Raw genomic sequence first — 15,009 nt, 5'->3', positions numbered from 1 at the left:
TTGTTATTCGTTATTATTGTCAATTGTTAACTGCCCTTGTTCAAGGATACTATCCTTTACGACAGAAGTTTTTGATCCTTTAATGTTAAGTAAAAAGCTTGGTGCAAAAGTAGAATGATGATCTTCAAAGTAACCTCTATTGGTCATATAACTTGTGATGACCACATTATTTCCTTTCACTTGCGGAATTGCAAAGTGAGCATAAGTCCAAGTAATATCATATGGATTAAGATCCTGGTGCAGTACCAGTCCTGTACCATTCAACGGCTTATATGGACCAGTCAAAGAATCGGATACGTAACCTAACATGTAGATGTCTTCTTTATCAATTCCATCAACGAACATTTTAGATCCTCTTGAGCTTGTGAACAAATACCATTTGCCATTCAATTTAAATACGTTAGCTCGTTCAATTTCGTCTGTTACTGTATTGGATGCAATCAGAGGTTTCATTTCTTTTTTCAACGTATAATCGTCATTTAATTCAATGATACCTAGTGCACCATTCGCTATTTCTACAGATTTTTTGCTAGGACTTTGCAGCAACTTATTTTTCTCAGCTTGGAAGAAGACTTCACTTCCCCCATAGTAAGCTTTATTAAAAAGGGATTTCTCTCCTTGGTAACCCGTTTCCGTTCCAGTATTCGCTTCAAAAACAAGGTACTTATGACCGTTTTCTTCTACATAGTGAGGATCTCTTAACGTATGATTATCCGAATAATCCCCTCCACTGAAAGCTTGATCAACATTTTGATAGGTTTTACCGTCTCCGCCATCATAGATCGATTTGAAATCTTCTACACCATCGATCTTCAGTGTTTCAGCATTAGGTTTAGATACGTTAATTTGAGCCGTTGTTAAGGTTTGTTTACCAAAAAATCCTTTTTCCGGCTCCCAAGGATGCCTATTTGTATAAAACAGACGAACTTTTCCATCAGAGGTTAAAGTTGCAGAACCAGACCATTCTTCTGCTTGATTGTTGAGAATAGGATCGTTTGGACCAAATTTATCACTATCCTTAAATACTCTTCCTGCATTTTTCCAGCCATCAAGGGATGTGTCGCCTATTTTTTTATAGAACATGTAGATAAATGTGTCCGATCCTTGTTTAGGATCTCCCGCTAAACCAAAAACGATTTGGTAGCCATTATAATTTGCCACTGTTCCATCAGCATTTTGTAGTGGCCAGGTATCCCACACATCTAATTCAATTTTGTTACCTGACTCATCATACTTGATGGCAGAAGGAACGTTCTTTATAGTTGATGCATCGAATTGAGGCACTTTAAATTGATCACTGTTTTGCTGTTCAGGTATTTTAAGCGTGTCATAACGTGTAATATGGGAAATTCCATAATTGTTGTTGAAATCCTGACTGTCTTTTTCTGCAGCAAAAGCTTGAATTCCGCCACTCATTACTAATGCTGTAGTAAAGGTGAAAGCTGTTGTTTTTCTAATTACTTTTTTGATATTCATAAATTTTATCCTCCTCTTAATCTTCATTAGATGTTAATTCCAAGGATTCTTCATTCATTTCTTAGCTTAAAAGAATAAATTCTAATAAAATACTGACTAATACCATCTACGTGTTTTTGGAAGGCTGCAGGACTAGTCATTGCAGCAGGATGGACAAAGTTATTCATTATGGCTTCATGCATCTGAAAAACTACCGTACTCATTAGACAAGAAAGACATGAACTAAAACAAATCATTGAATGGGGTGCACCCATTGATAAAGGGAATAGATTTCTCAAAACGATCAGTTGAATGTTTTCCTATCCCTGTATTTTCTTAAGAATGTTTTACGGAACCGATTCCGCTATTAATTTACATTCTTCCCTAGAAGGAGTCAACCGGCGCTGTAAATCAACAGCAAAAATATCTGAAAATTTAAATGGGTCGTTAAAACTGAGCTCTAGGCAATGAAAGCGAATAAAAGAGAAAAGAGTAACATAAAAAATTAAAATCAAAAAAATTTTTTCGACAAATTTTGCAGTGTTCAATTGTCGCTAATATGAAAAACGGATAATATTACATTTTTTGGATGGTTAAAATGCGGCTGAAATTGCTCTCTATAATGTAAAGCAGGGAGAAGAATGAGATTTCTTTCTGGGAAACAGGGCCACAATTACCAAGCGTGCGCATACTCCAGGTTCTGTTGCAGTTTGGAATGGGCGTCCTTGTTTTATTGAAATGCCCTACTTATTCGTTATATTAGAAAAGTAATTTGTGAGGTTAGAAAATTCTATCAGCAGTATTGGAAACAGTCTAAGTTATGGGAGAGGGGGATGGCATAAGCTGAATTAGAAGAGCTTTCCACATGTTTTTCTTAGCACACAAATAGGTGTTACTAAAGATTTATGGTTTTTGTATCTATCAGGATATGCAAATTTCGATGATACATGATTTTGTTATACGGTACAACCTTAGTTTTCGTAACCTAGTGGACATGATGTAAGAACAAGAACATGGCTTATCAATGGCTCATATGATTTTTATCTTAGTAAAACAAGAGATAAACAGGCTGCAAAGCGCTTCTTCAAGAAAGCTTTGCAGCTTATTTTAGTTATTTTTTACAACGATATCCTTATATAATCGATCAATTGTATCGACAATCCCCATCACTTCGTTTCGCTCTAAGTAAATGGGGGAACCGTCCGCTCTTAGTAATACGACCACGTTAGAGCTGTGAACAAACAACGTACCGTATTCCCATTTTATATAAAGCTTTTTTTCTTTTTCTTCTTCAAATAAAATGCGAACAATTTCAACTGCTTTTGAATTAAGCTTTCGCAACAAATTTTCATAATCATCGCGCGCTTGTTCATAATCTTCAACTTTTACTTCAAATGCCTCCACCATAACCATCCTTTCTCTACTGTCCTATATTATTATAAAAGGGGAGAGGAATAGGAACTGCTTTTATTATCAGAGTGAAGCGTAACTGTAAAATTCCTGTAATTTTTTTGTTGTTTACGTAAAAGTTTAATAGGAAAGTGCTATGCATCATACAGAGAGGCGATGTATGAATGACTTGGAGTAGTGTCATCATTCATCAATGAAAAGGATAGTTAAAAAATCATATTGGCACCAGAAGAGAATTAGATACCATTCTATTTTTCTTAGCGTAGATTTTTGTTGAAATATAAGCGGATACCTAATTTATTTAGTTCTAAAAATATATAAAGTTTTTAAAAAATATTAGAATTTCCAAACTCCTAAAATCATTTTAATATTATAAATGTAAACGTTGTCAATAGAGAGAAACTTTGAAAGGGGTGATACATTACTAAAATAGTCGATTTTATTAAATCATTTATGTTGTTGGATTGCCATTAGTAGTCGGTATTCTATTTTAGGTTTTATGTGTGGGCGTTGTCAAAAAACACAAAAAGAAAATGAAGGAATAATCCCTTCATTAAAAATGAAAAGTGTGTACTTTTAAAAATTACCTAATTAAATTTTAACAAATTTATGAAAAAAATAAAAGATTCTAACTAAAAGAATATGAAAGAGGAAAAAATATGAACGTTTGGGAACCAAATAGTCCTTTAGGAGGATTACCAATTATAAAGGATGCACGTACAAAACGGGAGTCAAGCTGGGATCGTACAGGTGGAAACAGAGATTTTAAGGTTGTTGAACCAGGTGAAACAGCAGTAATGGCCGACATTAAAGGGGCAGGATGTATTAAGCATATTTGGATGACAACACGCTGTTATGCAGAGAAATATTTACGGAAGCTCGTTCTTGAAATGTACTGGGATGGAGAAGAAAATCCAAGTGTACGTGTTCCGCTTGGCGATTTCTTTGGGATCGGACATGCAACATGTAAACATTATGTTTCACTTCCATTAAGCATGGTCATGGGGGAAAAAAGAGGACCAAAAGGACCATTTGCGGCGGCAATGAACTGCTACTTTCCAATGCCATTTTCTGATGGTGCAGTCATTAAATTAATTAATGAAAGTGAAGAGCGTATTGAAAACTTATTTTATTACATCGATTATGAACTTTATGAAGAGAAGGATAGAATCCCGGAAGATATGGGAAGATTTCATGCGACTTGGAATCAAGAGAATCCTTGTCAGAAGGTTGTTCATCCTAGTGATATTGAAAATCCAGCACCATGGGATCTTCCGGGTGAGAATCTAACTGGGGATGAAAACTATGTAATTTTAGAGGCAGAAGGCAAAGGGCACTATGTTGGATGTGTGTTAAACATTGATAACTTTGACGCATCGAATCAAGAGTTTACATGGCCAGGAGAAGGGGATGACATGTTCTTTATCGATGGTGAACAATGGCCTCCATCCCTTCATGGTACGGGGACGGAAGATTACTTTAATGCAGCATGGGGATTTCCAAGTGGAGAATATGCTGGACCATATCATGGTATTTCACTAGGAAGTGATGTACAGGAGCACTTTGGAAAATGGAGCCTTTATCGTTTCCATATTGAAGATCCAGTTCGTTTTAATACGTCCATTCGAGCAACAATTGAACACGGTCATGCAAATGATCAAGGAAATGAATATTCAAGTGTAGCATATTGGTATCAGCTTGAACCTCATAAACCATTGCCAGAGCTTCCGCCTGTGAAGGAACGGTTACCTAGAAGATGGCCGGAACATGGTTTATGGGATAGATAATATTTCGTAGAAAAAACTTTCAAGGGGGGAAATGGATTTGTTTAAAAGAAAAGCTATTGCAGGTTTGATGACATGTTCAATGCTTCTTTCCGCTTTCCTCACTGGATGTTCTAGTACCCAGACATCCGGTGAGGAACAAAACAGCAGGAATAATTCAAGTAGTAGTGATAAGTCTTTAACGGTGCTTGTTGAAGGCGGGAGCCCTGCCTTTAAAGTGGCTGAGAAAACAGCAGATGAATTTAAACAATCAACTGGTTATGAAGTGAAGATTGAGTCTGTTCCTTATGTCGGTGTGTATGACAAGCTAAAGGCAGAGCTTGCTTCAAGGGCAGGTTCTTATGATGTTGCGACTATTGATATTCTTTGGTTTCCTTCACTTGCGAGTGGTCTACTCCCTCTTGATAAATTAATGACAGATGGAGTGAAAAATGATCTTTTCCCTGGACTTGTTGCTGGTGGTAGTTATAAAGGGCACACATATGGAATGCCTGTTTGGACAAATGCAAAAACGTTAATTTATCGTAAGGATTTATTTGAGGATGCAGCTAATAAGAAAGAGTTTCAAGAGCAGTATGGTTATGAGCTTCAACCGCCAAAAACGTGGAAGGAGTATCAAGATATAGCTAAATTTTTTACTCGTGATACAGACAAAGATGGACAAGTAGATCTGTATGGTACAACTGTTTTTGGCGCGAATAATGGTGATACTGTTGCGAGTTGGCTGGATTTGGCAACACAAGGAGGGGCAAGGCCGCTAGTTGTGGATGATAGTAAAGTAATTATAAATACTAAGCCTTATGTCCAAGCACTCGAGCTATTAACGAACATGTTAAATAAGGATAAATCTGTTCCTCCTGGTGCACTCGAAATTTCTTCTGCAGAAACTGCTGAATTATTTCAGAACGGAAAGGCAGCAATGATGCTAGCTTGGGGACACTTTTATGTACCATCAAATGACCCGAGCAAATCAAAAGTTGCTGGTAAAGTCGGAGTTGCGCCAATGATTGCTGGAACTGAGGGGATTGGTGCTGTTCCAGGCCCATGGTACCAGGTAATACCAAAGTCGTCTAAGAAACAAGAAATCGCTAAGAAGTACATTCAATTTCTTTATGATAAAAATGCATTATATATGGAAGCACTAGGTGTAGCAGCAAGAAAATCAGTATTTGAAGAGTATAGTAAAAAAGCGGGATACGAGCATTTAGAACCGCTAATGGCAACTTTATCTGGGGAACAGACTCAAAATCGTCCCGCTATTAAAGAATGGCAACAAATTGAAAATGAAGCATTAATCCCTGCTGTTCAATACGCGTTATCAGGTGAGAAAACACCCCAGGAAGCACTTGACTGGGCCGCCAATATTATTAAAGGTATTGTACAACAGTAAGAATGAAGAAAGTTTACTGCTCCTAAAAAAAAGAGTTTGTATTTAATTAATTTTAGACAGAATTCTCCTCAAAACTCTATTGTAGTTAACCTGATTTTTGTAAATGAGGAGATTCTGTTCTTCATCTATTGAAGATAGGGAATGCATTATCCCGTGGATTTGTAACTAGATTATTTATCTGTTTGTTTATTTAATTTGATAAAACATTATTTTAATTGAGGAAGAGGTGGTCAATATGAAAATGAAAAATGGAATGTTAGCCTTCTTGTTTTTTTTGCCCGCAGCAGTGGTCTTGCTCCTGTTTTTCGTCTATCCGATTTTTCTGCTTATAACAGATAGTCTATTTACTTTTGATTTATATGATCCGTCTTTAAAGGAATTTACAGGTATCAAACACTACATTGATGCCTTTACTTCTGAGCGCTTCCTAAAATCAGCACTTAATACGGTTATCTTTATCGTTGTAGCTGTAGCATTTGAGTTTACAATAGGTCTTATTTTAGCCTTATTGTTAAGTAATGGTTTTAAGGGCAGTCAATTTATTCGAACATTATTGTTAAGTCCATTAATGTTAGCTCCATTGGTATCAGGATTAATATGGAAGTTCATGCTCAATGATCAATTCGGTATCATAAACTGGGGACTTTATAAGCTGGGAATTATTTCGGATCCTCATCAAATTTTATGGTTATCCGATTCGAAGTTTTCTCTACTGTCTACTATTATTGCAGATGTTTGGTTAACAACGCCGTTTATGATGCTTGTCTTTCTTGCTGGGATTCAAGGAATTTCAAAGAGCTTATATGAATCGGCACAAATTGATGGTGCGAATAGATGGCAAACATTTCGCTATATTATCATCCCTTCCTTAATACCGGTTGCGACTGTTGCGCTCATCATTCGGATCATTGATGCAGCGAGAACATTTGACATTGTATGGGTATTAACGCAAGGCGGACCCGGTTTTTCATCGGAGGTATTAAGCACATATATGTACAAAACGTTAACAAGGTATGGGGCTGTTGGTGAATCTAGTGCAATGGCAGTTATCTTTATTGTCCTTTTACTCGCATTGAGTTCGTTCTTTATGACAAAAATGTGGTCTCCAAGTAAAAAACATGCTTAATAATTGTGAGGTGATTTTAATATGTTAGATAGACCTTTAAATAATTCTAGACTAACACAAAAAATAAATAGTGCAGGAGCAAAGTTGAGTTCAAAAAATATCTGGCAGTTATTTGTTATTTTATCGACTTGTATGCTAGCTCTTGTATTCTTAGGTCCATATATTTACTTGCTTCTTACTTCCTTAAAGCCATCTTCAGAAGCTATAAGTTCACCACCCACGTTATGGCCTTCAAGGTTTTCTTTAGAGAATTACTTTAGGATGTTAAAACAATTACCCATAGGAAAATATTTCCTTAACAGCTTCGTTGCAGCAACAATTAGTATGGTATTGAGTGTTTTTATAGGATCCTTAGCAGCTTACGGCTTTTCACGATTCTCATCAAGAGTGGGGAATATCTTTTTGCTTATAACGTTAGTAATCCGTATGGTTCCGATGATTAGTATTGCAATACCCACGTATGCGATTATTAATGATATGGGATTAATTGATACAAAGCTTGCGTTAATTTTAGTTTATACCAGTATTAATGTTCCTTTTGCAATCTGGATGATGATTGGTTTCTTTGACGGAATTTCCAAGGAGCTTGACGAAGCAGCTCGTATTGACGGATGTAGTCGTTTGGGAGCGTTCCTTCGTATCATTCTCCCTGTTTCGCTTCCAGGACTTGCCACGACAGCTATATTTACCTTTATGTTAGCGTGGAATGACTTTTTATTTGCTTTACTTTTAACGAGTACAAATACTAAAACGGCAACAGTCGGGATTTCACAGTTTTTAACAGCATATAATCTTGATTTGGGACCTATGACAGCAGCTGCTATTACATTTAGTTTACCAGTTATGCTTTTTTCTCTTTTAGTTCAACGGTATATCGTAAGCGGAATGACTCTCGGAGCTGTAAAGGAATAGAAGTATCTTGTTAATAAATAATCCGGACGACATTTGCAACTATACCTTTCATTTTTTGAGGTTATTAATAAACAATATGTACAGTAATGAATTCTAATAGTTCCACAGCTATAAATTTAAAACGAGATTGGTGGAGATAAAAATGTATGATGTAACAGCGATAGGAGAATTATTAATTGATTTCACAATGTCACATCCATCTAAATTAAATCGCTTTGATGTGGAAAATATCACTGCATTTGCTAATACTGTGGCTGCAATTTCTACTACCAAAAACGGAGGCATTCCTAGTGTACCTTCTCTTTCAGAGATCGAATCATTTTCCGGAAATATATTATTAAAGTAATATTTAAATTTAGTAAGGGGTTATTCACTATGAAATTTGGATTTAAAGTTTGCAAATCCAAAAATGAAGAGACACTTATTGGATATGACGTTAATCAAAGGCGGCTATTTGTGGATCGTACGAAATCTGGTGATGTTCAATTTAACGGCTCCTTTGCGGGCAAACATACGGGGAAAGTAACAGCTAAGGATAATAAAGTGAAAATGCATTTCTTTGTTGATTGGTCATCTATTGGAGTATTTGGGAATGATGGGGAAAGTGTAATAACAGAATTGATTTTCCCGGACAATGAAAGTGATGGGTTAGAATTGTACACAAGGGACGGAGATGTGAAACTTACTTCGTTAGAAATGTATCAATTAAAATCAATATGGGAATAACCTAATTTTTCTACAAGTATGTCTTTATCCGCTGCTAATTTATAAATAAGTGGATAAAGACATACCAGTATAAAATGATATAAAATAGACTTATGTAAATATTTAATAGAAACGGAGATTAGTAACAATATTAATTATTATTTCTTATAATTTGAAAGCGTTAACAATAAGATTGTTGCTTTTTGAGGCTTTAAACAATAATGAGGGATGCCATATGATTAAAAAGTTGTCCGTTAAGCGAAAAATTATTCTATTAGCCCTTTTTTCAACGTTAATTCCATTATTCCTAATTGGCCCATTTACTTTTTTATATTTGAATAAGGTTATGGAAAATAAGGTTTCGACAACAACCTCAAATTTTTTAAGTGTAGTGGATTGGAATATTAATACATTCGTTGCCGATGTAGAGAATCTTTCCAATATAATTTTCTCTTCAGATGATATTCAAGGGTATTTAAGCTATCCAAAAATATCAACTAGGTTATATATCTTAGAAACCCGCTCAAAAGATCTTTTGAAAAACATTACTATCGTTAATAAACCATATATCAATGCGGTATACATCGGGAATGAACAACATGAATTTCTAAAATTAAATAAAGGAGAAAGTAATTATACAGGTCATATTTATAATCATATTAAAGAGACAAGTTGGTATAAAGTTTTAAAACAAAGTGAATGGGCAGGCGTTTGGATCAAAGGAAATGAAACAAGTCTTGTAAAAGGGGATAATAACCAATTAATGTTTGGAAGAGTTATTAGAGATATTGGTACGTCAGAGGAGATTGGCATATCTATTATAAGTGTTAATAAAGCTGTTTTTAATAATATGTTCAAAGACATTAAAACAGATGGCGATATTTTAATAATGAATAATAAGAATACAATTTATTTTAGCGAAAGCGGGAAAAAGTTTAAAGCAAGGGAGCTTGCTAACATATTAGAAAACGTTGGTACTCAAGGTAAGATCATAAAAAAAATTAATGGAACAAAATATAGTATAAATTTTCATACAAACGTAAAAACAAATTGGAAGATTGTTAGCATCATTCCTTATCAAAGTATTGTTAAAGAAATTAATTATATACGAATTATCACTGCATCATTATTAGTTATATCTTTTCTTCTAGCGATACTTAGTGCTTTATTGATATCAAAAAAAATTACAAAGCAACTTGCGTTATTAAGAATCATAGTCCAAAAAATGAAATCAAGAGAGTATATCTCTGGTATAACGTTTGATAATGAAGATGAAATTGGGCAAATAGGAAATCGTTTTGTTGAATTGTACAATCGAAATAATGAATTAACTGTAAAGTTATATGAATCACAATTAAAGGAAAAAGAAGCAGAATTATTAGCATTACAAAGTCATATTAACCCACATTTCCTATATAATACGCTGAATTCTATATTCTGGATGGCAGAAAAGGCAAAGGTAAAACCAATTGCTAAAATGGCAGTAAGCTTATCCAAATTGTTTAAATTAACACTAAATAACGGTAGTCATATTACATCAGTAAAAAATGAAATTGAGCAGGTAAAAAGTTATCTGCAGATACAAAATATTAGATTTGATAATAAAATTGAATATTCAATTGATATTGACCCAGGTATTCTTGATGAAAAAATAATTAAATTGCTTTTGCAGCCCCTTGTAGAAAATGCTGTTCAGCATGGGCTGGAACAACAAAACGGGCAAGGTAAAATAATGATTAAAGGAAGAAAAAAAGAAGGGATGATGATATTTGAAGTAATCGATAACGGAATTGGATTTAATAGTGAAGAGTTTTTTTGGGGAAATCAAGGATATGCTCTAAAAAATATTAATGAGAGAATTGGGCTTTATTATGGACCTGAATTTGGATTAAGCATTACAAGTAAATTAAATATAGGGACAAAAGCTGTTTTAACAATTGGAATTAAAAGAGAGGAATATGCATGATGTAAATATATAAGAGGTGAAAAGTGATGTATAAACTTCTAATAGTAGATGATGAAAAAATTGTAATCGAGGGCTTAACATCTGCAATTGACTGGAAAGAACATCAAATTGAGATTGTCGAAACTGCTTCAAACGGGCAGGAAGCGTTGCAGTGTATTATAAATAATCCCCCTCATATTGTATTAGTAGATATCCAAATGCCTGGATTAAATGGTTTGGATTTAATACAAAAAGTTAAACAAATTCATCCCGATATTGTATTTATTATTATTAGTGGTTATACAGAGTTTGACTATGCTAAAAGAGCAATTGAACTAGAAGCCGTTGATTATTTAGTAAAGCCTATAGAGATTGATGAAATTATCAGTGTAGTAAAAAAAGGGCTCATTAAATATGAAAAAGTGAAAGCAGAAAAGGAAAACAATTATCAGATTCAAAAATATCAAACGGAATTAGAAGAGAAGGATGTATTAAACCTTATTTTAGGTCGAAAGATTGATAATGTTGAAACAGGTAATAGATTTAAAGGATGGAAATTATTAATTACGGGTTTTAAAAGCACAACATGGAAACAAAATATTGGAAAGGAAGGTCAGAGAATTTTTGAGCGTTTAAAAATGCCTTTTGAAGAAAGAGGATATGAAACATTTATTTACATCATTGAAGACTTTATTGTTACAATGTATGCCAACCCTAGCCAAGAAGAAGTTCAAGATTCCTTTTTAATTGAATTTTCGTCTCTTTTACAACAGGAATTGAATACAACTCCTATTATTGGGGTTAGCAATACTTATTATGATTTTTCATACATTCGCCAATCATATCAAGAAGCAGAAGAAGCGTTTCAAATAGGGATTTATTTAAATCAATTGTTTACTCACTACAAAGATTTAGAAAAGATAAATAATACTGTTGGTAATGAGATTATTAATAAGATCGATTATTGTTTTAAAAAAGATAATTTTAGCTTAGATAAAATGAATTTATTAATACATGATATATTGAGTTATTCAATTGAAAATATGCTTTCTCCGGTAAAGGCTAAATATCTATGTTTTAAGCTAATCAATTATGTTTTCGAATATGTTCAGCATGAATTTGAATTAGAAATTGAAAATATTTTAGGAGAGGAATACCAGTTATATGAAGAACTGAATAGATTGCGATCAATTGAAGAAATTAGCCATTGGCTCAAAAATTTGATTAGTCAAATTTTTGATTATATGAATGATAATAGAATTTCACATAAAGATAAATTGATTTCAGATGTGAAAAATTATTTGCAAAAAAATTTTAACCAATCAATCATTTTGGATGAAGTAGCGGAAAGTTTTCATATAAGTCCACCATATCTCAGCAGTTTATTTTCAAAAAAAGTTAGTATGACTATTTTTGAATATATTACTAATATTAGAATAAATAAAGCGAAAGAGTTATTACGAACAACGAATTATAAAATTCTTGATATATGTAATGAAGTTGGTTATAAAGATCCAAGATATTTTAATCAAGTTTTTAAAAAACAGGTTGGTTTAGCACCAAGTCAATACCGTTCCAAACATTTAATTGGCAGTAAAAATTAGTTTATTTTAGGAATTAGCTGCTTATTACTTGAATGGGTTCTGATGCAAGAAATGTAGTGAACTTGGACATACTATTACTCTAAAAAAGAACGTGATCAGCATGGAAAAGAAAAGTTTGTTCAAGCGGAAACATTATCAACCTGAATTGTTTTTAAAATAAAAAAGAATAATGATCGACAAATACGAAAAAGCCATCATTCATAGTTTAAGCACTATGTAATGATGGCTTTTCAATGGATCGCCTACATCATCCAACCTGTTTATTTAACTGTTCCTCTTCAACCCATGCTTCTAAATGCTCACGTCCTGGAAGGTTTGGAATACTATCAGCATGGAAAACAGGATCTAACCCTTGTTTCTTTTGTACAATATAATCTTTTAATAAAGCTTTAGCAACTTTAGATAAGCGAGTAATGGCATATAAATTAACCAAAACCATACAGCCCATGAAAATATCTGCTAAAGACCAAATTAATTCAGCGCTGTATAATGCTCCGAATAATACCATTGCAATTACAGCGAAGCGGTATAGATAAATTGACTTTTTGCCATGTTTCATGAAGCTGATATTTGATTCGCCATAGTAGTAGTTACCCATAATTGTACTTAAAGCAAATAAGAATACAGAAATTGACACAAATGTTGCAGCGAAGTCACTAAGTCCTATACGTAAAGATTCTTGTGTTAAAGGAATACCTGTCAGCTTAGATGTTTTATATACACCTGAAACTAAAACAATCATCGCGGTAGATGAACAGATTACAAACGTATCTACAATTACACCTAAAGCTTGAACAAAACCTTGTTTTACAGGGTGAGTAACATCTGCAGCAGCTGCTGCGTTTGGTGCAGATCCCATACCAGCTTCATTTGAAAATAATCCACGACGAATCCCGTGGAGTACAGCAGCACCCATTACACCACCAAATAATTGTTTAAATGTAAATACACCTTCGGAGAAAATTGCACCAAAAACAGTTGGCAATATTTCGTAGTTCGAAACCATAATCCACAGTGATAATAAAATATAAACGCCGGCTTTAATAGGTACTAAGACTGTAGAGAATTTTGCTACTGAGTGTACGCCGCCAAAGATAATGAGAGCAGTAATAACACCAAGTACAATCGCAGTTGTAGCCGTGCTTACCCCAAATTCATTTTCAAGTGAAGCAGCTATTGTATTTGCTTGTACAGCATTAAAAATTAAACCAAAAGATAAGGTAAGTAAGATACTAAATGCAATTCCAAGTTTTCTGTTTCCTAAAGCTTTTTCCATATAGTAGGCAGGTCCGCCACGCCAGGAATCGCCATCTTTCACTTTGTAAACTTGAGCTAATGTACTCTCTACAAAAGCTGAAGCTGAGCCAATTAACGCTATTAGCCACATCCAAAATACTGCACCAGGTCCGCCTAATGCCACTGCTGTTGCAACACCGGCAATATTACCTGTACCAATACGAGCAGCCATCCCAATCATAAATGCTTGTAATGATGAGACAGTTTTTTTGTCTTTATCTTTACCTTTGCCGCTATCCCATAATAAACGAATCATTTCAGGGAAGAATCGTATTTGTAAGAAGCCTAAATTAACTGTTAAAAATAAGCCAATTGCAACTAAGAAAATCACAATTAATTTAGCCCATAAATAATCATTAATAATTGCAACTAATTCTGTCATGAACTCATCTCCTTGTTGTAAAAATTCTTCGCAAAAAATGCAACAGTACTGATTATAAACTGAGCTATATCATTATGTAAACTACCCGATGCAGTACAGTTTTGGAAGTGTGGTTGTTCTTATGTAAGAGTGCATGAAAGAAAACCGCGATATACTTACAAAGTAAACCCTTACAAAAACTTTTTATTATAAGTTATTTTAAAATTCCGAATAAAAAAGAAGTGATAGAATGTGATGTTGAGCGGTATTTAGGAAGGCAGAAATTGCATTCATCATATGTGATTTTTTGAGGGGAATTCAGAAGAATTGAATAATGAGCAACATAGAACCCCAATATCCTTTTTATTTGTGAATTATGATACTTTGAAGTTTTTGCACCAGAACCTTTATTGCCAATAAGAAATCAGGACAATTTTTATACTAGAATCAGGTGAATCTAGTGAAATCTCGGGATGGAGAAGTTCATCAATAGTAGTGGAGAACTTGCAAACTTCTTTGATGGTGAATCTAGGGTTTGGGTACGATATCCTAAATCGAATGAGGAACCTAGACACCACGGCGATTTCGATACTAACATGGAAAACCTGAATGCCACCACTGCTTGGATTACTAAAACTGTAAATAAAGCTCCTAGTTCAATACAGTGATATCATGGAAATCAAGCAGAGGAATAGGCAACGTATTTAATAAGATTATGGGGTATGGCTTATCCAAGGAAAGAAGAATTTAGCCCTTGATTATTTATTTGAAAAGATTAGCGGTTCCTTAGCTAAAAGAAGTTGGATAATCCTTTACCTTCTATAATTCTGTGTTATCTTGCTAAAACAAGCGCTATAACTGATGAATATCCCATTATATTGTCTCGAATACTAGGCGCATGGTGAGCGTATGTATATTCATGCTAAGAAACTAAATGATACAATGGATGGAGTAGGAACTTTGATCCTACTCTAATTTTTATCATTGGCAGTTTTAAAACAACGTATATGTTCTCGACCAA

11 protein-coding genes are annotated in these 15,009 nt (G+C 34.1%); 8 read left to right on the top strand and 3 right to left on the bottom strand.

The features are described 5' to 3' along the window. Nucleotides 1-3 precede the first annotated feature (3 nt). Both sacB and AC6HZ4_RS14895 read right to left on the bottom strand, forming a co-directional pair. On the bottom strand, nt 4-1,476 hold the full coding sequence (sacB, locus tag AC6HZ4_RS14900) for a levansucrase (RefSeq protein ID WP_497490365.1): 1,473 nt from the start codon (nt 1,474-1,476) through the stop codon (nt 4-6). A gap of 1,086 nt (nt 1,477-2,562) precedes the next feature. Continuing rightward, nucleotides 2,563-2,868: a hypothetical protein gene (locus AC6HZ4_RS14895; protein ID WP_497490364.1), complete on the bottom strand. Its 306-nt coding sequence runs from the start codon at nt 2,866-2,868 to the stop codon at nt 2,563-2,565. Nucleotides 2,869-3,524: 656 nt separating this feature from the next. Between AC6HZ4_RS14895 and AC6HZ4_RS14890 the strand changes: the two genes are divergently transcribed. From AC6HZ4_RS14890 to AC6HZ4_RS14855, 8 genes are all read left to right on the top strand, one after another. Further along, on the top strand, nt 3,525-4,652 hold the full coding sequence (locus AC6HZ4_RS14890; RefSeq protein WP_497490363.1) for a glycoside hydrolase family 172 protein: 1,128 nt from the start codon (nt 3,525-3,527) through the stop codon (nt 4,650-4,652). Nucleotides 4,653-4,683: 31 nt separating this feature from the next. Further along, nucleotides 4,684-6,039: an ABC transporter substrate-binding protein gene (locus tag AC6HZ4_RS14885; protein WP_497490362.1), complete on the top strand. Its 1,356-nt coding sequence runs from the start codon at nt 4,684-4,686 to the stop codon at nt 6,037-6,039. A gap of 235 nt (nt 6,040-6,274) precedes the next feature. Next, nucleotides 6,275-7,165 carry a carbohydrate ABC transporter permease gene (locus AC6HZ4_RS14880; protein WP_497490361.1) on the top strand — a complete coding sequence of 297 codons (891 nt, stop codon included), beginning with the start codon at nt 6,275-6,277 and terminating at the stop codon, nt 7,163-7,165. 21 nt (nt 7,166-7,186) lie between these two features. Next, nucleotides 7,187-8,077: a carbohydrate ABC transporter permease gene (locus tag AC6HZ4_RS14875; RefSeq protein WP_497490360.1), complete on the top strand. Its 891-nt coding sequence runs from the start codon at nt 7,187-7,189 to the stop codon at nt 8,075-8,077. Nucleotides 8,078-8,219: 142 nt separating this feature from the next. Beyond that, nucleotides 8,220-8,423, top strand: coding sequence for a hypothetical protein (locus AC6HZ4_RS14870; RefSeq protein WP_497490359.1), 204 nt, complete (start codon nt 8,220-8,222; stop codon nt 8,421-8,423). Between the two features lie 29 nt (nt 8,424-8,452). Beyond that, nucleotides 8,453-8,803 carry a glycoside hydrolase family 32 C-terminal domain-containing protein gene (locus AC6HZ4_RS14865; RefSeq protein ID WP_497490358.1) on the top strand — a complete coding sequence of 117 codons (351 nt, stop codon included), beginning with the start codon at nt 8,453-8,455 and terminating at the stop codon, nt 8,801-8,803. Nucleotides 8,804-9,017: 214 nt separating this feature from the next. Next, on the top strand, nt 9,018-10,748 hold the full coding sequence (locus tag AC6HZ4_RS14860) for a sensor histidine kinase (RefSeq protein WP_497490357.1): 1,731 nt from the start codon (nt 9,018-9,020) through the stop codon (nt 10,746-10,748). 26 nt (nt 10,749-10,774) lie between these two features. Beyond that, nucleotides 10,775-12,331: a response regulator transcription factor gene (locus tag AC6HZ4_RS14855; RefSeq protein ID WP_497490356.1), complete on the top strand. Its 1,557-nt coding sequence runs from the start codon at nt 10,775-10,777 to the stop codon at nt 12,329-12,331. Nucleotides 12,332-12,578: 247 nt separating this feature from the next. Here AC6HZ4_RS14855 and AC6HZ4_RS14850 read toward each other — a convergent pair whose 3' ends face one another. Beyond that, nucleotides 12,579-14,009 (bottom strand): alanine/glycine:cation symporter family protein, encoded by a 1,431-nt coding sequence (locus AC6HZ4_RS14850; protein WP_497490355.1) that lies wholly within the window; start codon nt 14,007-14,009, stop codon nt 12,579-12,581. Nucleotides 14,010-15,009: the final 1,000 nt, after the last annotated feature.

The sequence above is a fragment of the Ectobacillus sp. OTK genome, from assembly GCF_059698935.1.
Note: the sequence above shows the minus strand (reverse complement) of the source record. Positions and strands in the feature narration are given on the sequence as shown.

Coding starts and splice junctions, on each gene's coding strand:
- AC6HZ4_RS14855 (WP_497490356.1), top strand. CDS start 10,775: ATGTATAAACTTCTAATAGTAGATGATGAAAAAATTGTAATCGAGGGC.
- AC6HZ4_RS14860 (WP_497490357.1), top strand. CDS start 9,018: ATGATTAAAAAGTTGTCCGTTAAGCGAAAAATTATTCTATTAGCCCTT.
- AC6HZ4_RS14880 (WP_497490361.1), top strand. CDS start 6,275: ATGAAAATGAAAAATGGAATGTTAGCCTTCTTGTTTTTTTTGCCCGCA.
- AC6HZ4_RS14850 (WP_497490355.1), bottom strand. CDS start 14,009: ATGACAGAATTAGTTGCAATTATTAATGATTATTTATGGGCTAAATTA.
- AC6HZ4_RS14895 (WP_497490364.1), bottom strand. CDS start 2,868: ATGGTTATGGTGGAGGCATTTGAAGTAAAAGTTGAAGATTATGAACAA.
- AC6HZ4_RS14870 (WP_497490359.1), top strand. CDS start 8,220: ATGTATGATGTAACAGCGATAGGAGAATTATTAATTGATTTCACAATG.
- sacB (WP_497490365.1), bottom strand. CDS start 1,476: ATGAATATCAAAAAAGTAATTAGAAAAACAACAGCTTTCACCTTTACT.
- AC6HZ4_RS14865 (WP_497490358.1), top strand. CDS start 8,453: ATGAAATTTGGATTTAAAGTTTGCAAATCCAAAAATGAAGAGACACTT.
- AC6HZ4_RS14885 (WP_497490362.1), top strand. CDS start 4,684: ATGGATTTGTTTAAAAGAAAAGCTATTGCAGGTTTGATGACATGTTCA.
- AC6HZ4_RS14875 (WP_497490360.1), top strand. CDS start 7,187: ATGTTAGATAGACCTTTAAATAATTCTAGACTAACACAAAAAATAAAT.
- AC6HZ4_RS14890 (WP_497490363.1), top strand. CDS start 3,525: ATGAACGTTTGGGAACCAAATAGTCCTTTAGGAGGATTACCAATTATA.